Annotated in this window: 20 protein-coding genes; 3 read left to right on the top strand and 17 right to left on the bottom strand. The window is 63.1% G+C overall.

Going from position 1 to position 22,306, the window contains the following annotated elements; genetic code table 11:
- Nucleotides 1–10 precede the first annotated feature (10 nt).
- From G3N95_RS13205 to G3N95_RS13170, 8 genes are all read right to left on the bottom strand, one after another.
- Nucleotides 11–862, bottom strand: a complete 852-nt coding sequence (locus tag G3N95_RS13205) for a lysophospholipid acyltransferase family protein (RefSeq protein ID WP_205970434.1) — start codon at nucleotides 860–862, stop codon at nucleotides 11–13.
- A 61-nt stretch (nucleotides 863–923) separates the two neighbouring features.
- Nucleotides 924–2,201, bottom strand: coding sequence for a dihydroorotase (locus tag G3N95_RS13200; RefSeq protein ID WP_205970433.1), 1,278 nt, complete (start codon nucleotides 2,199–2,201; stop codon nucleotides 924–926).
- A 49-nt stretch (nucleotides 2,202–2,250) separates the two neighbouring features.
- Entirely contained in the window at nucleotides 2,251–3,291 is a 1,041-nt protein-coding gene (locus tag G3N95_RS13195; protein WP_205970432.1) for an aspartate carbamoyltransferase catalytic subunit, read from the bottom strand.
- A 68-nt stretch (nucleotides 3,292–3,359) separates the two neighbouring features.
- Nucleotides 3,360–3,872, bottom strand: coding sequence for a bifunctional pyr operon transcriptional regulator/uracil phosphoribosyltransferase PyrR (gene pyrR, locus G3N95_RS13190; RefSeq protein ID WP_205970431.1), 513 nt, complete (start codon nucleotides 3,870–3,872; stop codon nucleotides 3,360–3,362).
- Nucleotides 3,859–4,299, bottom strand: coding sequence for a Holliday junction resolvase RuvX (gene ruvX, locus G3N95_RS13185; protein WP_205970430.1), 441 nt, complete (start codon nucleotides 4,297–4,299; stop codon nucleotides 3,859–3,861). The genes pyrR and ruvX overlap by 14 nt, the downstream gene beginning before the upstream one ends.
- Entirely contained in the window at nucleotides 4,296–4,871 is a 576-nt protein-coding gene (locus tag G3N95_RS13180; protein WP_054919329.1) for a YqgE/AlgH family protein, read from the bottom strand. Before G3N95_RS13180 ends, ruvX begins: the two co-directional genes overlap by 4 nt.
- Before the next feature lie 256 nt (nucleotides 4,872–5,127).
- Nucleotides 5,128–6,537 carry a hypothetical protein gene (locus tag G3N95_RS13175; protein ID WP_205970429.1) on the bottom strand — a complete coding sequence of 470 codons (1,410 nt, stop codon included), beginning with the start codon at nucleotides 6,535–6,537 and terminating at the stop codon, nucleotides 5,128–5,130.
- 389 nt (nucleotides 6,538–6,926) lie between these two features.
- Nucleotides 6,927–7,097, bottom strand: a complete 171-nt coding sequence (locus tag G3N95_RS13170) for a rubredoxin (RefSeq protein WP_004186709.1) — start codon at nucleotides 7,095–7,097, stop codon at nucleotides 6,927–6,929.
- 263 nt (nucleotides 7,098–7,360) lie between these two features.
- Between G3N95_RS13170 and G3N95_RS13165 the strand changes: the two genes are divergently transcribed.
- The gene (locus G3N95_RS13165; RefSeq protein WP_205970428.1) at nucleotides 7,361–8,221 is read left to right on the top strand and encodes a hydroxymethylpyrimidine/phosphomethylpyrimidine kinase; all 861 of its coding nucleotides are present in this window, start codon (nucleotides 7,361–7,363) and stop codon (nucleotides 8,219–8,221) included.
- A gap of 417 nt (nucleotides 8,222–8,638) precedes the next feature.
- The gene (gene cysC / locus G3N95_RS13160) at nucleotides 8,639–9,241 is read left to right on the top strand and encodes an adenylyl-sulfate kinase (RefSeq protein ID WP_205970583.1); all 603 of its coding nucleotides are present in this window, start codon (nucleotides 8,639–8,641) and stop codon (nucleotides 9,239–9,241) included.
- Between the two features lie 112 nt (nucleotides 9,242–9,353).
- Here cysC and groL read toward each other — a convergent pair whose 3' ends face one another.
- From groL to xylA, 9 genes are all read right to left on the bottom strand, one after another.
- Entirely contained in the window at nucleotides 9,354–10,994 is a 1,641-nt protein-coding gene (gene groL, locus G3N95_RS13155) for a chaperonin GroEL (protein ID WP_205970427.1), read from the bottom strand.
- A gap of 44 nt (nucleotides 10,995–11,038) precedes the next feature.
- Nucleotides 11,039–11,329, bottom strand: a complete 291-nt coding sequence (locus G3N95_RS13150) for a co-chaperone GroES (RefSeq protein ID WP_028372031.1) — start codon at nucleotides 11,327–11,329, stop codon at nucleotides 11,039–11,041.
- Between the two features lie 420 nt (nucleotides 11,330–11,749).
- Nucleotides 11,750–12,580 (bottom strand): methyltransferase domain-containing protein, encoded by an 831-nt coding sequence (locus G3N95_RS13145; protein WP_205970426.1) that lies wholly within the window; start codon nucleotides 12,578–12,580, stop codon nucleotides 11,750–11,752.
- A 127-nt stretch (nucleotides 12,581–12,707) separates the two neighbouring features.
- Nucleotides 12,708–14,105 (bottom strand): MFS transporter, encoded by a 1,398-nt coding sequence (locus G3N95_RS13140; protein WP_205970425.1) that lies wholly within the window; start codon nucleotides 14,103–14,105, stop codon nucleotides 12,708–12,710.
- Between the two features lie 58 nt (nucleotides 14,106–14,163).
- On the bottom strand, nucleotides 14,164–14,925 hold the full coding sequence (locus G3N95_RS13135) for a type IV pili methyl-accepting chemotaxis transducer N-terminal domain-containing protein (protein WP_205970424.1): 762 nt from the start codon (nucleotides 14,923–14,925) through the stop codon (nucleotides 14,164–14,166).
- Nucleotides 14,926–15,380: 455 nt separating this feature from the next.
- Nucleotides 15,381–16,577, bottom strand: coding sequence for a sugar ABC transporter permease (locus G3N95_RS13130; protein WP_205970423.1), 1,197 nt, complete (start codon nucleotides 16,575–16,577; stop codon nucleotides 15,381–15,383).
- Nucleotides 16,574–18,151, bottom strand: coding sequence for a D-xylose ABC transporter ATP-binding protein (gene xylG / locus G3N95_RS13125; RefSeq protein ID WP_205970422.1), 1,578 nt, complete (start codon nucleotides 18,149–18,151; stop codon nucleotides 16,574–16,576). Before xylG ends, G3N95_RS13130 begins: the two co-directional genes overlap by 4 nt.
- A 76-nt stretch (nucleotides 18,152–18,227) precedes the next feature.
- On the bottom strand, nucleotides 18,228–19,256 hold the full coding sequence (xylF, locus tag G3N95_RS13120) for a D-xylose ABC transporter substrate-binding protein (protein ID WP_205970421.1): 1,029 nt from the start codon (nucleotides 19,254–19,256) through the stop codon (nucleotides 18,228–18,230).
- 213 nt (nucleotides 19,257–19,469) lie between these two features.
- Nucleotides 19,470–20,795 carry a xylose isomerase gene (gene xylA, locus G3N95_RS13115; RefSeq protein ID WP_205970420.1) on the bottom strand — a complete coding sequence of 442 codons (1,326 nt, stop codon included), beginning with the start codon at nucleotides 20,793–20,795 and terminating at the stop codon, nucleotides 19,470–19,472.
- A 263-nt stretch (nucleotides 20,796–21,058) separates the two neighbouring features.
- On the opposite strand from xylA, the gene G3N95_RS13110 reads away from it, so the two are divergent.
- Nucleotides 21,059–22,294, top strand: coding sequence for a DNA-binding transcriptional regulator (locus G3N95_RS13110; RefSeq protein WP_205970419.1), 1,236 nt, complete (start codon nucleotides 21,059–21,061; stop codon nucleotides 22,292–22,294).
- The last annotated feature ends 12 nt before the right edge of the window (nucleotides 22,295–22,306 follow it).

Genomic DNA, 22,306 nt, shown 5'->3' with positions numbered 1-22,306 from the left:
GGCCGACACGCTACGCGTGGCGCGTCATGTCGACGTCCGGACCCGGCAGCGACTCCTGCGGGCTCTTTGAAGCGGCGTCGATGAACTCCTGCGTGCGATCCGCGATCTGTCCCGAGCGGCGCGCTTCGGGGTCTTGCAGCGCGGCGAGCGCCGCGCCCACGGCGGCTTGTGCTTCGGCCGCCAGTAAACGCCGGTCGGCACCCGGTGCGAGCGGCGCGCCGACATACACATGCGCCGTCAGCGGGCCGCCGCGCAGCAACGCATCGAGCGACTGACCGAGCGACATCTCACCGATATACGCAGGCGCCGTCGACTGCCCTCCCTGCGCATCCTCGTACATCATGCACACGGGCTGGACGGGCCGCGACGCCGATACGGCCGCCTGAAACATGTTCGCGTGAAACGGCAGCAGTTGCACGCCATCGGTCGTAGTGCCCTCCGGGAACACGCACATCAGTTCCCCTGCGTTCAGCCGGCTAGCGAGATCATGCATGATGCGCTTCGCGTCGCTGCGCTTCTCGCGCTGAATGAATACGGTGCCGAGCTGCTCCGCACACCAGCCGACCACGGGCCACTTGCGGATCTCGGCCTTCGACAGGAACGGCGTCGGCCGCCACGCGTTGATCACGTAAATGTCGATCCACGAAATGTGGTTCGCGACGACGAGCACGCCTTCGTCGAGCCGCGCGCCGTCGTTGTGCACGACGAGGCGCATGCCGCACAGCTGCAGCATGCGCACCGACCAGGCGCGGTTCAGTTCCAGACGCTGTTGTGCGCTTGCGCGCGGAAAACGTGTCGAGAGCAGCCACATGCCCTGGAGTAGATGCACCACCAGTCGAACCTTGCGAAACGCGAGCTTCATGTTGCGAGTCTTCCGCTTATCTTTGCATTCTTTGCCGGGTGTCGTACGAGTACGGACGCACTCAGTGCTGCTCGAACGCGATCTGCCCTGACACGACCGTCGCGCGCACGCGAGCCGGCAGTTCATAGCCGAGGAACGGCGTGTTGTGCCCTTGGCTCTTCAGCGCGCGCGGCTCGATGCGCCAATGGCCGTTACGGTCGAATACGCATAGATCAGCGGTTGCGCCCGCTTCGATGCGCCCAGCGGGCAGCTTCAATACGTTGGCGGGCGCAGCCGTAATACGGTTCAGCGCCTTCGCGAGCGGAATGCCCGCCTCGTCGGCCCACTTGACCGTAAGCGAGAACAGCAATTCGAGCCCCGTCGCGCCGGGCGTCGCTTCGGCGAACGGCAGCAGCTTTTCGTCGTCGTCGACGGGCGTGTGGTCCGAACAGATCGCGTCGATCGTTCCGTCCAGCAGGCCCGCACGGATCGCTTCGCGATCGCGCTGCGAACGCAGCGGAGGATCGAGCCGGAACTGGGCATCGAAGTAGCCGATGTCGAGATCGATCAGATGCACATGATTGATCGTGACGTCGCAGCTCACAGGCAGCCCTTCCGCCTTCGCCGCGCGCATCAGCTCGACGCCCGTCGCCGACGACACATGCGACAGATGCACACGCGCACCCGTCACACGTACGAGTTCGAAGATCGTATGCAGCGCGATCGTTTCGGCCGACACGGGCACGCCCGACAGACCCAGCCGCGACGCGAGCGGGCCGCTCGCCGCCACGCCGCCCTTCGCGAGATACGCATCCTGCGGGCGCAGCCACACGGTGTAGCCGTAGGTGTTCGCGTACTGCAGCGCGCGCAGCAGAACCTGCGTGTCGACGATAGGCGTATCGGCCTGCGAAAAACCGACGCAGCCCGACTCCGTCAGCGCGACCATTTCGGTGATGACTTGCCCCTTGAGTCCGACTGTCAGCGCGCCGAGCGGATACACATGCGTGCGGTTGAGATTGCGCGCCCGGAATTTGAGCATTTCTATGAGGCCCGGCTCGTCGAGTACAGGATCGGTGTCGGGCGGACACACGAGACTCGTCACGCCGCCGGCGAGCGCGGCGGCCATTTCGGATTCGAGCGTCGCCTTGTGCTCGTAGCCGGGTTCGCGCAGCCGCGCCGATAGATCGACGAAGCCCGGCGCCACACACAGGCCTCTCGCGTCGATGGTTTTCGCCGCGTTGAAATCGGCGGGCGCGTTGCCGAGCGCGACGATCTTGCCCGCCGCGATGAATACGTCCTGTTGCTGCTCGGTGCCCGCTACCGGATCGATCAGCGTGCCGCCTTGAATATGAATCTTCATGCGCTGCCTTTTTTGCCTGCTTGCCTGCTGTCTCTGAGACGGATGTGAGTCAGTCGTTATTGCCCGCGACGATACCCATCACCGCCATGCGCACCGCGATGCCGAACGTCACCTGATTGAGGATCACCGATTGCGGACCGTCCGCCACCTGCGAATCAATCTCGACGCCACGGTTCATCGGTCCCGGATGCATCACGATTGCGTCGGGCTTCGCGAGTGCGAGGCGCTCCGGCGTCAGCCCCCAGCTCTTGAAGTATTCCTGCGCCGACGGCAGCAATGCGCCGCTCATCCGCTCGTTCTGCAGACGCAGCATGATGATCACGTCGACGTCCTTCAGCCCTTCGTCGAGATTGTGGAACACGCGCACGCCCATCTGCTCAAGACCGCCCGGCAACAGCGTGCGCGGACCGATCGCGCGCACCTCCGGCACGCCGAGCGTGGTGAGTGCATGAATGTCCGAACGCGCGACGCGCGAATGCAGAATGTCGCCGACGATCGCCACACGCAGATTCGTGAAATCGCGCTTGTAATGGCGGATCGTGTACATGTCCAGCAGGCCCTGCGTCGGGTGCGCGTGACGGCCGTCGCCGGCGTTGATCACGTGCACGTGCGGCGCGCAATGCTCGGCGATCAGATACGGCGCACCGCTCGACGCGTGGCGCACGACGAACATGTCGGCATGCATCGCCGACAGGTTGTTGATCGTGTCGAGCAGCGACTCGCCCTTGCTCGTCGACGATGCGTTGATGTTCAGGTTGATCACGTCCGCAGACAGCCGTTTCGCGGCGATTTCGAACGTGGTGCGCGTGCGCGTCGAGTTTTCGAAGAACAGGTTAAATACCGATTTGCCGCGCAGCAGCGGCACCTTCTTCACTTCTCGATCAGTCACGCTGACGAATTGCTCGGCCGTGTCGAGAATGTGCGTGACGATTGCACGCGGCAGGCCTTCGATGGTCAGCAGATGCTTCAGTTCGCCGTTCTTTGTGAGCTGCGGATTGCCCTTCAGGAAACCGTAGCGAAAACGGTCCGTTGACGCGGCGTTGTCGGCGGAAGCGGTGGAACCTTGGGGAACCAGGTTGGGCGTGTTCATGGTCTTCCTGAATCAGACTCGGGACTGCGTGTGCTGCCCGTATTGCTTTCGATGCCGAAGTGCCGCGCTCAATCCGCGCGCGGCTCGGTGTGAAACGTGAAGCGCTCGCCGTCGCGCGACAGCACGAGCGTCGCATCGGCCGGCACGTCGATCGTGCCGCCGACGAAGCGCGCCGCCACCGGCAGCTCGCGCCCGCCGCGATCGGCCAGCACCGCAAGTTCGACCGATGCGGGACGCCCGTAGTCGTAGAGTTCGTTCAACGCGGCGCGCACGGTGCGGCCGGTGTACAGCACGTCGTCGACGAGCACGATGCGCCGGCCTTCGACTTCGAACGGCAACGAAGTCGGATTGGCCTGCGTGTGCAAACCCTTCTTCGCGTAGTCGTCGCGATGCAGCGCGACGTTGACGACACCGAACGTCGACACGTTCAGATCTTTCGCGAGACGTTCGGCAAGCCACGCGCCGCCGCTGTAGATGCCGGCGAACACTGCGCCGCCGGAACCGCCCAGCGCGTCGCCGTATGCGGCGCGAATCTGTTCGAGCACGGCGCGGTAGAGCGCCTCGGCGTCAATGGAACTCATGATCGTCGGTCAGTCCGTCCAGGTATTGCTGAAGGATGATGCACGCGGCTTCGGCGTCGAGCATGCCCGCCTGCCGCGTTCCGCTGCGGATGCCCGCTTCCGCCTCGACCGACGAATAGCGTTCGTCGACCCATGAGACGGGAAGATTGAAGCGTCCGTTCAGCTGGTTGCCGAACCGCTTCGCGAGCTGGGTTCGTTCGTGTGGTGTGCCGTCGGGGTGCATGGGCAGGCCGACGACGAGCGCGTCCGGCTTCCATTCGTCGATCAGCTTGCCGACGGCTTCGAAGCGATATTCGCGGTTGCGATTTTGTAGAACGACGAGCGGTCGCGCGCTGCGGGTGAGCGAATTGCCGACCGCAACGCCGATCCGCTTTTCACCGTAGTCGAACGCGAGCAGCGTCGCCTCACGTCCGGCCACACCGCTCATGCGTGACCTGCTTCGCCGGAGAGCATCGAAGACGAAATGCCGAGCAGCGCGAGCGCCGCTTCGAAACGGTCTTCGGCGGGTACGTCGAAGACGATCTTCGGGTCGGCCTGAACCGTGAGCCAGCCGTTCTTCGAAATTTCGTCTTCCAGTTGCCCCGCGCCCCAGCCGGCGTGGCCGAGCGTCAGCAGAAAACGCTCCGGGCCCTTACCGCTCGCGACGGCTTCCAGCACGTCTTTCGAGGTCGTCATTTCGAGGCCGCCGGGCACCTGCATCGACGAGGTATACGTACTTTCCGATGCGTCGTGCAACACGAAGCCGCGCTCGGTTTGCACCGGGCCGCCGAAATACACAGGGACATGCAGAAGAGGCTCGATCTCGAGCTTGAGATCGATGCGATTGAAGAGCGCCTGAAGGTCGATATCCGTCGGCCTGTTGATGACGAGGCCGAGCGCGCCGCGCTCGCTGTGATCGCAAAGGTAGACCACCGTTCCTGAAAACGTCGGGTCCGCCATGTTCGGCATGGCGATCAGGAACTGGTTGGTCAGATTGATGCGATCGTTACTCTTGGGCATAGGTGGAAGTTTAGCAAAGACAATGCGCGACTGCGGGGCTCGCTCCTTGCGCCAGAATCGTGCAGCAGGCTGGTTGCCGGCGTTGCTGGCAGGCAGTCTGCAATGGCGCCGCCGGAAAACCGCAGTCCATGAAACTGCACTCTATCACGCGCCTCTACCTTGCCGGGGACGACGCGCGTGCGCTATCGCGCGGCGGATGGCATAGGACGAAGGACCGTCCCCATGTGATGTGGGCCGGGTTCGCCTGTGCCCGTTTTTATGCGCCGCCCTGCTCGATCGATCGCGTCAGCGCAGCCAGCACGTTCGCAGCCGACTGCGGCGCGACGCCAGCGGCAACTTTATGCAGCATCGCGCGCAATGCTTCGGCGGCGGCTTCGAGCGAACGCGCGTCGGGCGCGTCGACCACCACATGCGCCCGCACGGCAGGCGTCGACACGCCGGCGTGTGCGCGGCGGCGCCACGCGAGGCCCAGCGCATCCGCGAGCAGCGCCACCTGACCAAGGCCGAGCGCCGACGCCGCCGCGCCGAGACGGTACGCGGCATCGCCCGCCTGCAACGCGGCGCTGGGATCCGCCTTCTGCGGATTGTCAGCGGCGCGCGCGTGATCCGTTAGCGCGGAGATCGCGACATCGGCGGTTTGTAGAAAGTCTTCGTACGCGTTGGCGTTGACGGTCAGCATGCCGAGTTCGCGCGACTTGCCGACGTGCGCCGCGAGCGTTTCCGCCTGGTGCGCGCCTGCCTCCCACAGTGCTTCGGATGCCTGGGTGCCGGCAATATGCCAGTCGACCGTCAAGCCATAGTCGCGCAGCAGTTCGACGTTCTCCGTGTCTTCGGCAGCCGCGCCGAACAGCGCATAGTCGCGCCACAGCAACGCAAGCGTCGCACGCACCAGCGAGCGCGGCGCGAGCGGAATGCCGCGCTGCTCGTCGGCGAGCGCCAAGTTGCAACGGGCATAGAAACGCCGTGTTTCGATGTCTTCGACGGTGTGCCCGTTCGCGCGCATCGACCGCGTGCACGCCAGCGCCAGCCGCCAGAAATCATAGGGATCGGGACCTGCCAGTTCGACGAGGCAGGCATCGAGATCGTCGAGCGCGGCATTGACGAGGCCCGCGACCGCGCTCGTGCTGACGTGCCCTTTCGAGCGCAGCACAGGCAGCAAGGCCTGCTCGTAGCGCGCGCGCAAATGCGCGAGCCGCGCCGCCGATTGCGAACGCAGCGAAACGGGAGGTATGGGCCGACCGGCCAGAGCGATGTCTTCGAAGGCCACGCTGTAGCCCGGCGTGTGCTGCGCGATATGCGTGCTGAGCGAGCGATAGTGCTCGAAAAGCGCAGCCGAGCAGCCGAGTTCGCGCAGATTGCGGCGCTCGAGCGCCGTGCGGAACGCCCGCAGCGCCGCGCCGAATGCAGCGCGCGCGGAGGCTTCGTCGGCGAGGCCGCTCGCGGCCATCGGCGAGACGAGCAGCAGCGCGTCGGTGAAACGTTGCGCGGCGATCCAGCCCGCCTCGCGCAACGCGCGTCCGGCGACGAGCAGTTGCCCGTTCATGTCGCGGCGCTGCTCGAACGCGTCGAGCGCGTCGGCAATGGCCTGCTCCGCGGGGCGCACGGCACCGCCACGGGGATTCGGTAGAGCGTCGAGCGTATCGGGCGATGCGGATCGAAGAGTCATGAGCAGGCTTCGGGAACGCCGGCACTGTCAGGCGGCATCGAAACTGCGCCACCGGAACCGCCGGTATGGCGAAAGTAGTGCAATTGCCGGGCCACCGACTGCATGGCTCCAAAACGGCGCCGCCAGCCCAAACCAACGCGCGGACTGCGGCGCGGCTGCGAGCGGCCGCTCACGGCGGCATCGGCGCGCAAAAAGCGCCACGCACACGAAACGGCACCTGCTGGACTAAAGGACTAAAACGCGATCAACCGCATGGAAAGCTCAGTCACGCGTTAACCTGCGACATCGCGTGTGCGCGGATGTTCCATCCCGCGCGAAAACGATTCGTTTCGAATCGACCGGCCTTGCATGGCGGGCAAGAAACAGCCCGCCACCATCACGCGTATCGATCAGATCTGCACCATCTCGAAGTCTTCCTTGCGCGCGCCGCACTCGGGACAGGTCCAATTGATGGGAACATCTTCCCATCGCGTGCCCGGCGCGATTCCTTCCTCTGGCAGACCGGCTTCTTCATCGTAGATCCAGCCGCAGATCAGGCACATCCAGCTCTTATATTCCATTCTTGAGTCGCGTCGAAAAGTCCGTGGAAACGGGAGCCATGATGGTACCGTGTTGCCGCCCCCATGCCTAGCGGATGCGGGGTCCGAGCGATCGGACGCGACATTTTGCGGCGTTATGTGTGACACGGCGCGCCGACAGATGCGAAAAAGTGCCCCGCAATCGTATATGGCCGCATAATTGAGCCGTCTGTGTGGGCCGCACGGACGCGCGCGAGCGCCGTACGGCCTGCGAATGTTCCGCTCAACGACCCCACCACAATTTCATGGCCAGCGACACCCCTCCGATCGTTCTCACCTTCGGCCTGTCCGACCCGACCGGCGGCGGCGGGCTGCAAGCCGACCTGATGACGCTTGCCAGCATGGGCTGCCACGGCGTCTCCGTGCTGACGGGCTACACGGTGCGCGACTCGGCGAGCTGCGACGAAGTCACCGGCCTCGACCCGGAAGTCGTCGCGACGCAAGCGCGGATGCTGCTGGAAGACATGCCGATCGCCGCCTTCAAGGTCGGCGCGGCGACACGCGCGGAAGTGGTCAGCGCGATCGCCGAAGTCGTCGCGGATTACGACGACATCCCGCTCATCCTGGCGCCCGACTTCACGCTCGACGACGAGCACGTACTCGCCGCCGACGAACTACGCGAAGCGATCGCGGATCTGCTCGCGCCGCAAACCACGTTGCTGGTCGCGGATACCGCTGCCCTCCTTGCGCTCGCGCAACCGGACGGCGACGCCGAAGCGCCGACACTCGATGCCGCGATTTCCCATTTGCTGTCGCAGGGTTGTGAATACATCCTGTCGACGGAAACGGGCACGCACCGGCTCGTCAATACGCTGTTCAGCGAGGACGGCCAGTTGCGGCAAGACATGTGGGATCGCACACAGCAACGGATCATGGGCGTCACCGATACGCTCGGCGCCGCGATCGCCGCGCTGCTGGCGAATGGCCAGGAACCGGCCGAAGCCGTGCGAGAAGCCCAGGAATATCTGTTCCAGGCGACCCAGGCCGCCTTCCGTCCGGGTATGGGTGCTTACCTTCCCGATCGTTTCTTCTGGGCGCGAAGCAGTGATGACGAGGTGCCGCTGGCGGGCGGGACGGACGCGTCGCCGGGCGAGGCTCGTCATTAGTTTCCGCAGTTGATCGGCTGCTGGTCGAGTGTTGGCTAAGCGAAAGAAATCGCTTCAGTCAAGCGCGAATTCGCAAACCACATATTACAGCCGTAATTATCTGTTACAGCAGGGCGAACGCTTAAATAGTACAATTACGAACTGTAATATTCCTTGCCCTGCTGTCCGGTTGACACCTCGTTTGATGCCTGCGCCGTGCGTTTCACTCCAACGCACACCGCGCCACATTTAGGCCAAGCCAACGGCAGACTGCCGGTTTCTACGGCGGAAAACGAACGGATAACCGAATTGGAAGATCTCCGCCCTGGCGCCGCTGCTGCTGCCGTTCCCGACGCGCGCGCACGCTGCGCTCAAAGCAGCGCGCCGAACAGTCGCGCCGCTCGCGATGAGCCGGAAAACCGCGCGCCCGCCGAACGCATACAACCTCACGTCCAACGTTTCAACGGCACGATCACGGGCCGCGACCGCGCCGTGTTGCTCGGCCATAAGCCCGTCACTGTCTGGCTCACCGGTTTGTCGGGCGCCGGCAAGTCGACCATCGCGTTTCATCTGGAGCGCGAACTGATGTCCATGGGGCACGCGTGCTACGTGCTCGACGGCGACAACATCCGTCACGGCTTGACGAGCGACCTTGGCTTTTCGAAGGAAGACCGCCGGGAGAACATCCGCCGGGTTGCGCACGTCGCGCGACTGATGAACGACGCCGGGCTCATCGTGATTGCCGCCCTGATTTCGCCGATGCGCGAAGACCGGGACATGGCGCGCGCGATCATCGGCAATGACAGCTTTGTCGAGACTTATGTAGCCGCTTCAGCAAACGATTGCGCGAAACGCGACCCCAAAGGGCTCTATGCGAAGGCGCAGGCGGGCGTCATCAAGTCGTTCACGGGTGTGACCGCGCCGTACGAAGCGCCCGAGAACCCCGAACTGCTCGTCGATACGGCGGCGCTGAGTGAGGCTTCCAGCGTATCGTGTGTGCTCGAACATCTGCGCGAACGCTTTCTGGTGCTACAGCGCTGAAGACTAAAACCAGAAACATCAAAAGAAAAAACCCGCGACTGCGGGTTTTTTCTTTTGGCACGGGAAGCACGCTTCACAGCGCGCCTCCCTCATGCATTCCAGTGACCTGGAATTACATGTCCATGCCCATGCCGCCCATGCCGCCGGGCATGCCGCCAGCCATCGGTGCATCTTCCTTCGGCAGTTCGCAGACAGCGGCGTCCGTCGTCAGCAGCAGGCCAGCAACCGAAGCTGCGTTCTGCAGTGCCGTACGCGTCACCTTCGTCGGGTCGACGACACCGGCTTCCACCAGGTCACCGTACTCACCCGTTGCTGCGTTGTAGCCGTAGTTGCCCGTGCCGGCTGCAACTGCTGCCACCACGACGCTGGCTTCTTCGCCGCCGTTCGTGACGATCTGGCGCAGCGGCTCTTCCATTGCGCGCAGGACGATCTTGATACCTGCGTCCTGGTCAGCGTTGTCACCCTTCACGCCACCGATCGCGCTGCGTGCGCGGATCAGCGCGACGCCGCCGCCGGCCACGATGCCTTCTTCCACAGCTGCGCGCGTTGCGTGCAGAGCGTCTTCGACACGTGCCTTCTTTTCCTTCATTTCGACTTCGGTCGCAGCACCGACCTTGATCACTGCAACGCCGCCGGCCAGCTTGGCCACGCGCTCTTGCAGCTTTTCACGGTCGTAGTCCGACGTCGCTTCTTCGATCTGCGTGCGCACTTGCTTGACGCGCGCTTCGATGCTTGCTGCTTCGCCGGCGCCGTCGATGATCGTCGTGTTTTCCTTGCCCACTTCGATGCGCTTCGCTTGACCCAGTTCAGCCAGCGTCGCCTTTTCCAGCGTCAGGCCGGTTTCTTCGGCGATGACCTGGCCACCCGTCAGGATCGCGATGTCTTCCAGCATTGCCTTGCGGCGGTCGCCGAAGCCCGGAGCCTTCACGGCAACCGTCTTCAGGATGCCACGGATGTTGTTGACGACCAGCGTAGCCAGCGCTTCGCCTTCGACGTCTTCAGCGATGATCAGCAGCGGACGGCCAGCCTTGGCGACTTGCTCGAGAACCGGCAGCAGATCACGGATGTTCGACACCTTCTTGTCGTGCAGCAGCACGAACGGGTTGTCCAGAACGGCGACTTGCTTGTCCGGGTTGTTGATGAAGTACGGCGACAGGTAGCCGCGGTCGAATTGCATACCTTCGACAACGTCCAGCTCGTCTTGCAGCGACTTGCCGTCTTCGACGGTGATGACGCCTTCCTTGCCGACCTTGTCCATTGCTTCAGCGATGCGATCGCCGATCGACGTGTCGCTGTTCGCCGAGATCGCGCCGACTTGCGCGATTTCCTTGTTGGTCGTGCAGGGCTTGCTGATCTTGCGCAGCTCTTCGATTGCTGCTGCGACGGCCTTGTCGATACCGCGCTTCAGGTCCATCGGGTTCATGCCCGATGCGACGTACTTCATGCCTTCGCGAACGATCGACTGGGCCAGAACCGTTGCCGTCGTCGTGCCGTCACCGGCGTTGTCGCTGGTCTTGGAAGCAACTTCCTTGACCATTTGCGCGCCCATGTTCTGGAGCTTGTCCTTCAGCTCGATTTCCTTCGCGACCGACACACCGTCCTTGGTGACCGTCGGGCCGCCGAAGCTGCGCTCGAGCACAACGTTACGGCCCTTCGGACCGAGCGTGACCTTCACTGCGTTGGCGAGAATGTTCACGCCTTCAACCATCTTGGCACGGGCGGAATCGCCGAACACGACGTCTTTAGCTGCCATCTTCTAACTCCTTGAATTCTTGAGAATGAACCGGGAACAAGTGCTTACTTGTTGACAACGGCCATGATGTCTTCTTCGCGCATCACCAGCAGTTCGTTGCCGTCGACCTTGACGGTCTGGCCTGCGTACTTGCCGAACAGGACGCGGTCGCCGACCTTCACGTCGAGCGCGATGGGAGCGCCCTTGTCGTCACGCTTGCCCGGGCCGATAGCCAGCACTTCGCCTTGATCCGGCTTTTCTGCGGCTGCGTCGGGGATCACGATGCCCGATGCGGTCTTGGTTTCCTGATCCAGACGCTTGACGATCACGCGATCATGCAAAGGACGAAGGTTCATGGATAGATCCTCTCTTGATTGGGACTGAAGAACGCTGAGGTATGCCGGCTGGCACCGCCAACCAGCGATGTTGTTAGCACTCTCGTGCGGTGAGTGCTAATTATATGGACGGGGAATTACAAATTCAAGAAGGCGATGGATGATGATTGTCGGCTTGCAAAAAGAGCCGGACGGCGCGCCTGCCGGTACCGCTGCGGCCGCCGAAAAACCTAGCAGATACAGCAGCTTAGGGAAGATAGACAAGCGTCCACCCGCTCGCAGCCGATGCAATTCCGGGCCTCGCAAGCGGGAATTTTGCGACCAGGAGCATCGTACCCTAGTTGAAAACCCTGGGAAGCCGGCTTGAATTCGCGACGGTGACGCGGCCAGGCAAGCTGTCGCGAGCCTGGCGAGGTTGGAGTGGGAGTATCGCGCGTGAGTTCAGGATTTTTCGTAGATGGCCTGAACGAGCGCTGCACGCCCTTCACGCAGATTGCGTGCGAGGTTCGCCGTCATTTCGGCGAAGCCCGGTCCCATCGCGAGATGCAGGCCGAGCGCGGGCGGCGTCGTTTGCTGCGCGCGGGCCTTTTCCCGTTCCGAGAACCAGGTGAGCGCCGCCTGAGTGGTATCGATTTGCGAAACCGGCCGGAATCCCTGCTCGACCAGCAACGCACGCATGCGATCCGCCGTGACGAGAAAACTCGCTTCGGGTCCACGTGCCCACGGCACGGGGAAATGCAAAGGCGTGTCGGAGGCCGCGACGACATCGAAGATCGCAAAGCGGCCGCCCGCACGCAAAACACGTGACGTCTCGCGATAGAGCGCAACGCGATCGGCAATATTCATCGCGACATGCTGGGTCCATGCCACGTCGAACTCACCGGCGTCGAACGGAAGATGAAGCGCATCGGCGCGTCGATAGCTGACGAGGCCGGAGAGTCCCGTTCGCTCCGCGAGGAAAGTCGCCGCTTCGACGAACGGCAGACTCAGGTCGACGCCATGCACGGTACAGCCATAGGTCGCCGCAAGATAACGTGACGGGCCGCCCAGACCCGATCCGATATCGAGCACCCTCATCGAACTGTCGAGCGAGAGTGCACGTGCAAGTTCGACCGTCGCCGCCAGGCCGCGCGAGTGGAACTGATCGAGCGGCGCAAGCTCTTCCATCCGCAGCGGGCCTGCGTCGCGCCCCATCGTGGACAGCGCAGCCGTCAGGCGATCGAGCAAACCTTCCGGCCCGTAGTGCTGCGCTATCCCTGCTGCGTCGACCATCTCTTCCTCCGATCCATCGTGCTGTCCATGCGGTGAAGTCTAGAGTTCAAGCACGACGGACGGGAGGGTCATACACGACAACTTCAGCATCGTTTGCGCCGCAAGGCACGAGACGGAGACGAAACCCTCAAGCCCCGCTGTCCACGCTCACGCCTGCGCGAATCGGCTCGACAACCATGGCGCTTTCCTTCGGCAGCGCCCATTCCAGCCACCGCGCGCGATGCAGCACCACCAGACCGAACGCGAGCGCCGACAGCACGCCGAACGTCGCGAAGCCCATCTGATAGCTGCCCGTGCCTTCCTTAGCAATGCCCATGATCACAGGCAGATAGAATCCACCGATGCCGCCCGCCGCGCCGACGATGCCCGACATCAGGCCCGTCTTGCCCTTCCAGCGCTGCGGCACGAGCTGGAACGTCGCGCCATTGCCGAGACCGAAGCACACGTACATCGCGATCAGCAACGCGATGCCCGCCGACACAGGCGGCATCCACGCGGCGAACAGGAAGTCGCACAGCGAGATCGCCGCCAGCAGAATCACCAGCGCACGCACACCCGAAATACGATCCGCGACCAGCCCGCCGATGGGACGCACCAGCGCACCGATACACGCCAGCAGCGACATGAAGAGACCCGCTTCGAGGCGCGGCATCTGATACAGCGAGATCAGCAGCGTCGTCACATACGACGACATGCCGACAAAGCCACCGAACGTAATGCTGTAGACCAGCATCACGACCCACGTGTCGCCCTCGACGAGCACGCTGCGATAGTGCTTGGGCAGCACGGCGATCGCGAGCAGCGCGCCGAGCACGGGCAGCAGCAGCACGCCCGTCTTGCCCGCACCGAACACGCCCGCATGCACGGCGACGACGAGCGCGACGAGACCCACGAGCGTCACGATGAAGCTGCGCAGCGCCTGTGCACCGCTGCCCGTCTTCTGTCCGAGATCCTTGGCCCAGAAGAACAGCGCGACGGCAGCGAGACCCAGCAGCGGCAACGCTGCGCCCGCAGCCTTCGCCCAGCCGAACTGATCGGCGAGTGCCGGGAACATGAAGCCGTCCAGCACTGCGCCGATGTTGCCGGCGGCCGCGAGGCCGAGCACCAGGCCCTGCACTTTCGGCGGATAGTTGCTGCCCGCCATCGGCAGCGCGACCGCGAAGCTCGCGCCGCCGACGCCGAGGAACACGCCGAGAATCAGCAGCAACGTGTATGACGGCGTGCCCGGCATCAGCAGCAGCACGACGGAAGGAATCGCCGACAGCGCGACGCCCATCAGCGCCACGCGTCGACCGTCGCAAGCCTGATAGAGATTGCCGAGCGTCACGCGCAGGATCGCCGCGCCGAGCACGGGCACCGCGACGAGAAAGCCCAGTTCGGCGGGCGACATCGCGATGCTCTTGTTGATGAACGGCGCCAGCGGCCCGAACATGACCCAGACGGTGAAGCCGGTATCGAAGTAAAGGAAGCACGCGAGCAGCGCGCGCCAGTTACCGCTCGCAAGCGAATTCAACAGGTTTTTCATGGGTCTCTCTCATTGAACGAAAGCAGGCTGGTGCGTGGGTCCGGCAAACAAAGAAGAACTAAGGGGATATGCGTTGGGTACTGCGTGCGGTGACGTGCGGGCGTGAGGACAATTGCGCTGCTCCATGCGACGCCTTGCGCGACACATCGCGGCGCGAAGCCGGCTCGTCCGCGCCGCGATCGACGACGCTATAAATGAGCGCGTCCATCTCCTTGATGATGTCGGCGAGCACTTGCGTGATGACGGCGAACTCACGTCCGTAAGCGCCGGCGCGTGCTGCCGAAATGCGTGCGTTCAAGGCGACGATGTTCGCCTGCATCGAAATGCTCGACAGCTGTTCTGCTATCGCAGACTGACGGCGCTGCGTCGCCGCTTCGATGCCGCGCATCTCGTTCTGATACGCGAGCGTGATCTCCTGCAGCAGTTCGAGCAGCGGCGTCGCTTGTGCGACGAGCGCATCGACATATTCGCTTGTCGCGTCATCGTTAGCATCGACGCGCGTCACCGTTTCATCCGTGAGCGCGATGAATCGCTGCACCCGCTCGTCGGCCTTGCGCGTGCCGTAGTAGAGCTGCTGCAACGCCTCCGAAAACGCGCCGGGCAGACGCTCGTCGCCATGCACCAGCACGCGATGCGTCGACGCGAACGTCACGAGGCATTCGCGCACGACCGCCAGCGCCGCCGCATCGCCGTGCGATGCAAGCAGCACATGCAGCACGATGCGTTGCGACAGCATCCGCTGACGGCCCGACAGATTGATCAGCTCGCCGATCGTCTGTCCGGAAACTTCCATACGTTGCGTGGTGATCTGCTCGTTCATAGCGCTGGTCGCGTCGATGCGCGTGTTTCGGTTGCGCAAAAAAAAACGTCCCGAAGCGCATGTGCGTCGCCCGATCGCATGGATCGAACGCTCCTCGCACGTTGCACTTCGGGACGCCGTTGCCCCATGGGACCGCTCGCGTCGCGAGCGTGCCCGAAAATTCGTCGATACGTCGAAGCCGCCGTTGGCTTCGCGACGGATTAACGCAATAGGTATGCCATCGGCCTGTTTCGGGCCAGCGGATGCGGGTAGAAAGGGACCTGAAGGCGCAGAAGAAAACCGCGCAATCGCTTGCTGGGCATGACCTGCGCGACGCCTCTGATTTTTTTGCGCGCGTCCTTTCGCCGTTGCAGCCCACCAGGAAAAAGCGCCCGTTTCAGGGCGCCTGCGCGCGCCTCAACGAAGCGCGCGGATGCTGTGCAGTGGTGCAGCGCACCACCGCCGTGCGCTCTGCGCTACCGCCGGTCGGACCCCGAGATCACGTCGATCCACACGGCCAGCACGAGAATGCCGCCCTTCACGATCATCTGCCAGTACGAGTCGACATCGAGCATCGACATGCCGTTGTCGAGGCTCGCCATCACGAGCGCGCCGATCAACGCGCCGTAGACGGTGCCCGAACCGCCGCGCATCGATGTGCCGCCGATGAAGCACGCCGCGATTGCATCGAGTTCGCCCATCGATCCCGCCGACGGCGAGCCCGCCGCGAGCCGGGCGGTATTGATGAGGCCGCCGAATGCGCACATCAGCCCCATCAGTGCGAAGATCGCGAGCTTCACGCGGTTCGTGTTGACGCCCGACAGACGCGTCGCTTCGAGATTCGAGCCGACGGCATAAATGCGCCGGCCGAACACCGTCTGCGTCGCGATGTACGTGAAGACGCCGAGCAGCGCAAGCAACAGCAGCACGGGCACGGGAATACCGCCGTAACGGTTGAGCGTCGCGACGAACGCGAGCAGGATCAGCCCCGCCGCGACGATCTTCGCCGCGTCCTGCCACACCGGCACGACGCTCAACTTGTAGTGCTGACGCTTTTGCCGCTGCCGCACGGTCAGCGCCGCGAGCAGCACGAACAGCACGACGGCGAGCGTGTCGCCCGCAATACGCGGCAAGTAGCCCTGACCGATGAAGACGAAATTGTCGGACACCGGCGCGATCGTCGACCCGCCCGTGATGCCGAGCAGCACGCCGCGATACGCGAGCATGCCGCCCAGTCCGACGATGAACGACGGCACGCGCCGATACGTCGACCACCACCCGTTGAAGAGCCCGACGACCACGCCGAGCAGCATCACGACGGGCAGCGTTGCCGCGAGCGGCCAGTGATACGTGACGTCGAGTATCGCCGCGACGCCGCCGAGCAATCCAAGCAGCGAACCGACGGACAGGTCGATCTCGCCCGCGATGATGACGAACACCATCCCGCATGCGAGCATCCCCGTGATCGACATCTGCCGCAGCAGGTTCGACAGATTGCGCGGCGTGACGAATGCGCCTTCCGTGAGGAACGAGAAGAACACCCAGATGACGGCGACGGCCAGCAGCAACGCGAGCAGCTTGTAGCGCGCGAACAGCAGCTTGATACGTTGCCCCGAGGCAAGCGCGGTACCGTGCCTGGTCTGGCTATCGGAAGAAGTGAGATCAGGAGTCATGCGACGCTCGCCAGTTGAGTGGGGTCGTTGCCGTGGATGTTCGCGCCTTTCGGATTCGTCGCGATGGCAGCCGTGAGAATGTGTTCCTGCGTGAGCCCTTCATTGACGAAGTCGCCGCGCAGTTCGCCTTCGCCGATCACGAGCACGCGATCGCTCACGCCGAGCACTTCCGGCAATTCCGACGACACCATGATGATCGACACGCCGCGCTTCGCGAGCGCGAACATCAGCTTGTAGATTTCGTACTTCGCGCCGACATCGACACCGCGTGTCGGCTCGTCGAGTATCAGCACGGAGGGATGGGTGAGCAGCATGCGGGTGAGCACCGCCTTCTGCTGGTTGCCGCCCGACAGACTCGCGATCGACAGCATCGGCGACGCCGCGCGCACCGACAGGCGCTTCATCTCCGAGTTGATCGTATCGAGTTCGGATGCCGTATCGATGCGCCCGCCCTTCGCGAAGCGTTGCAGCACCGCGAGCGTGATGTTGTGACCCACGCCCAGTTGCGGCACGATGCCGTGACGCTTGCGATCTTCGGGCACCATCGCAATGCCTGCGGAAATCGCATCGGCGGGCGCGCGGATTTTCAGGCGCTTGCCGTCCATCCACACTTCGGCTTCGCTCATGCCCGGATACGCGCCGAAGATCGCCTGCATCAACTCCGTGCGCCCCGCGCCGACCAGACCCGCCACGCCGAGTATTTCGCCCTTGCGCAACGCGAACGACACATTGTCGACGCGCTTGCGGTTGGTGTTCGTCACGTCGTAGCAGGTGACGTTGCGTGCCTCGAAGATCACATCGCCGATGTCATGCGGCTCGTGCGGAAAGAGATTCGCGATCTCGCGCCCGACCATCATCGCGATGATGCGATCCGTGGTGAGCTGCTTCATCGGCTGCGTGCCGACGTGCTTGCCGTCGCGTATCACGGTGATCGTGTCGCATACGGCTTCCACTTCGTCGAGCTTGTGCGAGATGTACACGCAGGCGACGCCGCGCTTCTTCAGATCGCGCACGATATCGAGCAGGATTGTCGTCTCAGCAGCAGTGAGCGATGAAGAAGGCTCGTCGAGTATCAGCAGCTTTGCCTGCTTGTTCAGCGCCTTGGCGATTTCGATCAGTTGCTGATGCCCGCCGCCGTAGTTCATCACCGGCTGCGCGACATTGATGCCGGTGATGTTGAGTTCGCGCAATAACTCATCGGCGCGCTGGTACATCGCCGCGTAATTCATGCGACCGCCGGGCAGCGTGATTTCGTTACCGAGGAAAATGTTCTCGGCCACCGACAGTTGCGGCACGAGCATCAGTTCCTGGTGGATGATGACGATGCCCGCGCGTTCGGTATCGCGGATGTTCTGCGCGACGAGCGGCTTGCCGTCCCAAAGAATCTCGCCCGACCAGTCGCCGTGCGGATAGACGCCGGAGACGATCTTCATCAGCGTCGATTTGCCTGCGCCGTTCTCGCCGCATAGTCCGACGCATTCGCCGGGGGCGACGACGAGATCGATACCGTCGAGCGCCTTCACCCCGGCAAACGATTTGGCGATGCCGCGCAGCTCCAGAAGCGCTTGTGCCATGCGTAATGTCCTGGATGGATGAAAGATGCGCGGGCGCTTTCCCGTCATGAAGACGAGGAAGCGCCCGTGCCCGCAATCAGTTGCCAGCCAGTTGCGCTTGCGTGTAAAAGCCGTCCTTGATCACGACGTCGACGTTGCTCTTCGTGAGCAGTGTCGGTTGCAGCAGCACGGTATCGACCTGCTTCTTGCCGTTGTCGTACTTCGCGTTGTATGCGGGTTTGTCGCCCTTCGCGAGATCGACGGCGAGCTTGGCTGCTTCGCCGGCGATCAGCTTCAGCGGCTTGTAGACAGTCATCGTCTGCGTACCCGCTACAACACGCTTGACGGCCGCAAGATCCGCATCCTGGCCGGACACGGGCACCTTGCCCGCCATCTTCTGTGCGGCCAGCGCCTGAATCGCGCCGCCTGCCGTACCGTCGTTCGACGCGACGATCGCGTCGATCTTGTTGTTGTTCGCGGTCAACGCATCTTCCGTGATGCGCAGCGCCGTCGCGGCACTCCATTCCGGCACCCACTGCTGACCGACGATCTTCACATCGCCGCGATCGATCGCGGGCTTGAGCACCTTCATCTGCCCTTCGCGCAGCATCTTCGCGTTGTTGTCGGTCGGCGCGCCGCCGAGCAGGAAGTAGTTGCCCTTCGGCTGCGCGTTATAGACGCCTTGCGCCTGCAGTTCGCCGACCTTCTCGTTGTCGAACGAGATATAGGCGTCGACATCGGCATCGAGAATCAGGCGGTCATACGACACGACCTTGATGCCCGCCTTGTGCGCTTCGGCGACGACATTGCCGAGCGTCTTCGAATTGAACGGCACGATCACGATCACATCGACGCCGCGCGAAATCAGATTCTCGATCTGCGAGATTTGCCGCGCTTCGCTCGCATCGGCCGATTGCACGGAAACTTTCGCGCCGAGCTTCGTCGCAGCCGCAACGAAATAGTCACGATCGCGCGACCAGCGCTCGACGCGCAGATCGTCGATACAGAAGCCGATTTCGGGCTTGTCCTTGCTCGCGTGCGCGAGCGGCGCAATCATCGTCAGGCCGGCGGCCATCGCGGCGCAAACGAGGGAACTCAATACGGAACGGCGCATTGCAGATTTCATGTCTCACTCCATTTAGGGTTGCGTGCGGTTTCGAATGCGAGAAATCGAACCGCCGTCTTAACCTCAGGATGCGCCGCGAATACCTGTTCGCGAGCGTCGATTGTCGAAAGCTGCCCCAGTTTTGGTTGCACGTCAGCGTGTGCCGTGCGCGCCGGCGGAGCAATTGCGAAATCTACCGGCGCTGCTAACGATTTTTCGTGCTGCGTGGATGCGTTATTTCGCGGATGAGTAGATCGCCTGATTGACGATGTTCTCCAGACGCTCCTGTTGTCCGCTCACATGACGAGGCGCGATGTTCCGCGCTACGGCATCGCTTGCCAGCGACTCGAGCGAATAGCCGCCCGCCAGCACCTTGCGTCCGAAGTCGCTGTCCCAGCCCGCGTAGCGTTGCTGCTTGAACGCGGCAAGCCGGTCGTTCTCGATCAGATGCGCAGCACGCTCGAGCGCCACCGCGAGTACGTCGATCGCTCCGATATGGCCATGCACGATGTCTTCGGGATCGATGCTCTGACGTCGGACCTTCGCATCGAAGTTCATGCCGCCCGTCGTGAAGCCGCCATTGCGCAGGATCTCGTAGAACGCGAGCGTCAGTTCTTCCACACTATTTGGGAACTGGTCCGTGTCCCAGCCGTTCTGCGCGTCGCCGCGATTCGCGTCGATACTGCCGAAGATGCCGAGCGCAAACGCATTGGCGATTTCGTGATGAAACGAGTGACCGGCGAGCGTCGCGTGATTCGCTTCGATGTTCACGCGAATTTCGTCCTGCAAGCCGAACTGGGTGAGAAAGCCATGCACCGTCGCAACGTCGTAGTCGTACTGATGCTTGGTCGGCTCCTGCGGCTTCGGCTCGATCAGCAGCGCGCCCTTGAAACCCATCTTGTGCTTGTGCTCGACCACCATGCTCATGAAGAGGCCAAGCTGCTCGCGCTCGCGCTTGAGATCCGTATTGAGCAGCGTCTCGTAGCCTTCGCGTCCGCCCCACAGCACGTAGTTCGCGCCGGATAGACGCTGCGTCGCTTCGAGCGCGTTAAAGACCTGAGTGGCGGCAAACGCGAACACATCGGGATTCGGATTGGTCGCCGCGCCCGCCGCATAGCGCGGATGCGAGAACAGATTCGCCGTGCCCCACAACAGCTTGATGCCCGTCTGCTCCTGCTTGAGCGCGAGCACATCCGTCATCGCCTTGACGTTGTTCACGTAGCTCTTGATGCTGTCGCCTTCGGGCGCGACATCGATGTCATGGAACGTGTAGTACGGCGTACCCAGTTTCGAGAACAGTTCGAACGCATTGTCGGCCTTCGCACGCGCCATTTCGAGCGCATCGCCGGCACGGTGCCACGGACGCTCGAACGTGCCGGGGCCGAACATGTCCGCGCCGTGCCATCCAAACGTGTGCCAGTAGCACACGGCAACGCGCAGATGGTCTTCCATGCGCTTGCCGAGCACCAGCTTGTCCTTGTCGTAGTGGCGATAAGCGAACGGGTTGTCCGTCTGCGGGCCTTCGTAGCGCACAGCGGGCAAGTGTTCGAAGTAAGACATGCGCGTCTCCTGTATGTGTCGGCCGATGCACTCGCATCGAACCGTGCGTGATGTGACGCCATGCTGACGCTTGTGCGTTGGCGCGGCAATTGCGAAATCCGCCAGCGCGACTGGTGATTCTTGTTACCGGGAAAAATCCATTGGCGGGCCAGGGCGAGTGACGCCTAGAATAAGCAGAACACTTAAATGTGCGGCTGCCTTGCGGCGCAGCACGCGTAGATATCACGGAGACAACGGCGCAACAGCGCGCGCCGGGAGACTCGATGACACGACAGCACACCGCTCAACGCACGCATCGGATCGCACTGCTCTTCAATGCGAACAAGGTGTACGACCGCGAGATCATCACGGGTATCGGCAATTACCTGCTGTCGACGCGCGTCGCATGGGATCTGTTTCTCGAAGAAGACTTCCGCGCACGGCTCAACGGCATCGAGCACTTCGAAGGCGATGGCTTCATCGCCGATTTCGACGATCCCGCCGTGTGCGAAGCACTCGCCGATTCGCCTCTGCCCGTCGTAGCCGTGGGTGGATCGTATGAAGACGCATCCGCGTATCCGCCGAATCTGCCGTACATCGCGACCGACAACATGCAGCTCGTGTCGCTCGCCTACAAGCATCTGATCGGCGCGGGGCTGCAACGCTTCGCGCTGTACAGCCTGCCCGAATCGCCGACGAACCGCTGGGCGCAGGAACGCGAACTCGCGTTCAACGCGCTATTGAAAGCGGACGGACTCGAAGGCGACGTGCATCGCGGGTTGCCCACCAGCGCACCCGTTTGGCACCAGGCAAGCGTGCAACTCACTGAATGGCTGCAAAGCCTGCCGAAGCCCGTCGGCATCATCGCGGTGACGGATGCGCGCGCGCGTCAGCTATTGCAGGCGTGTCTGATCAGCGGGATTCCCGTGCCCGAACAGGTTGCGATCATCGGCATCGACAACGATCCGTTGACGCGTTCGCTCACGCGCATTCCGCTTTCATCGGTGATTCAAGGCACCGAGGAAATGGGCCGCACGGCCGCGCACCTGCTGCATCAGATGCTGGGCGGTGCGCGTTTTGCAGGCCGCCGCATTCTCGTGCCGCCCGTCGGTATCAACGTATGCGAATCGACCAAGCACGAGCCGCTCGCCAGCCCGTATGTGATGCGGGCGCGTCACTACATCCGCCAGTACGCCTGCCAGGGCATCAAGACGGAACAGGTCGCCGATTACGTGGGCGTATCGCGTTCGTCGCTCGAAGACTACTTCCGGCGCGAACTCGGCTGCACCGTGCATCAGGAAATCCTCAAACACAAGCTCGACGTCGCGAAGCAACTGCTCGCGCAGCAGGACATGTCGAGCGCGGAGGTCGCGATACGCTGCGGCTTCACTTCGTTGCAGTACATGTATGCCGTGTTCCGACGCGAACTCGACTGCACGCCGCGCGAGTATCAAGAGCGCCTGCAAGCGGCGCAGTCCGAACAATCCGCGCCCGATGCGCCCTCCGCTCAAATGCCTTAAGCTGGTTCGATC

It is taken from the genome of Paraburkholderia sp. Tr-20389 (assembly GCF_017104565.1).
In the GTDB taxonomy this organism is placed as follows: Bacteria; Pseudomonadota; Gammaproteobacteria; order Burkholderiales; family Burkholderiaceae; genus Paraburkholderia.
Note: the sequence above shows the minus strand (reverse complement) of the source record. Positions and strands in the feature narration are given on the sequence as shown.

Excerpts from the sequence above, each read along its gene's own strand:
- G3N95_RS13205 (WP_205970434.1), bottom strand. The coding sequence starts at position 862 with ATGAAGCTCGCGTTTCGCAAGGTTCGACTGGTGGTGCATCTACTCCAG.
- G3N95_RS13200 (WP_205970433.1), bottom strand. The coding sequence starts at position 2,201 with ATGAAGATTCATATTCAAGGCGGCACGCTGATCGATCCGGTAGCGGGC.
- G3N95_RS13195 (WP_205970432.1), bottom strand. The coding sequence starts at position 3,291 with ATGAACACGCCCAACCTGGTTCCCCAAGGTTCCACCGCTTCCGCCGAC.
- pyrR (WP_205970431.1), bottom strand. The coding sequence starts at position 3,872 with ATGAGTTCCATTGACGCCGAGGCGCTCTACCGCGCCGTGCTCGAACAG.
- ruvX (WP_205970430.1), bottom strand. The coding sequence starts at position 4,299 with ATGAGCGGTGTGGCCGGACGTGAGGCGACGCTGCTCGCGTTCGACTAC.
- G3N95_RS13180 (WP_054919329.1), bottom strand. The coding sequence starts at position 4,871 with ATGCCCAAGAGTAACGATCGCATCAATCTGACCAACCAGTTCCTGATC.
- G3N95_RS13175 (WP_205970429.1), bottom strand. The coding sequence starts at position 6,537 with ATGACTCTTCGATCCGCATCGCCCGATACGCTCGACGCTCTACCGAAT.
- G3N95_RS13170 (WP_004186709.1), bottom strand. The coding sequence starts at position 7,097 with ATGGAATATAAGAGCTGGATGTGCCTGATCTGCGGCTGGATCTACGAT.
- G3N95_RS13165 (WP_205970428.1), top strand. The coding sequence starts at position 7,361 with ATGGCCAGCGACACCCCTCCGATCGTTCTCACCTTCGGCCTGTCCGAC.
- groL (WP_205970427.1), bottom strand. The coding sequence starts at position 10,994 with ATGGCAGCTAAAGACGTCGTGTTCGGCGATTCCGCCCGTGCCAAGATG.
- G3N95_RS13150 (WP_028372031.1), bottom strand. The coding sequence starts at position 11,329 with ATGAACCTTCGTCCTTTGCATGATCGCGTGATCGTCAAGCGTCTGGAT.
- G3N95_RS13145 (WP_205970426.1), bottom strand. The coding sequence starts at position 12,580 with ATGGTCGACGCAGCAGGGATAGCGCAGCACTACGGGCCGGAAGGTTTG.
- G3N95_RS13140 (WP_205970425.1), bottom strand. The coding sequence starts at position 14,105 with ATGAAAAACCTGTTGAATTCGCTTGCGAGCGGTAACTGGCGCGCGCTG.
- G3N95_RS13135 (WP_205970424.1), bottom strand. The coding sequence starts at position 14,925 with ATGAACGAGCAGATCACCACGCAACGTATGGAAGTTTCCGGACAGACG.
- G3N95_RS13130 (WP_205970423.1), bottom strand. The coding sequence starts at position 16,577 with ATGACTCCTGATCTCACTTCTTCCGATAGCCAGACCAGGCACGGTACC.
- xylG (WP_205970422.1), bottom strand. The coding sequence starts at position 18,151 with ATGGCACAAGCGCTTCTGGAGCTGCGCGGCATCGCCAAATCGTTTGCC.
- xylF (WP_205970421.1), bottom strand. The coding sequence starts at position 19,256 with ATGAAATCTGCAATGCGCCGTTCCGTATTGAGTTCCCTCGTTTGCGCC.
- xylA (WP_205970420.1), bottom strand. The coding sequence starts at position 20,795 with ATGTCTTACTTCGAACACTTGCCCGCTGTGCGCTACGAAGGCCCGCAG.
- G3N95_RS13110 (WP_205970419.1), top strand. The coding sequence starts at position 21,059 with ATGACACGACAGCACACCGCTCAACGCACGCATCGGATCGCACTGCTC.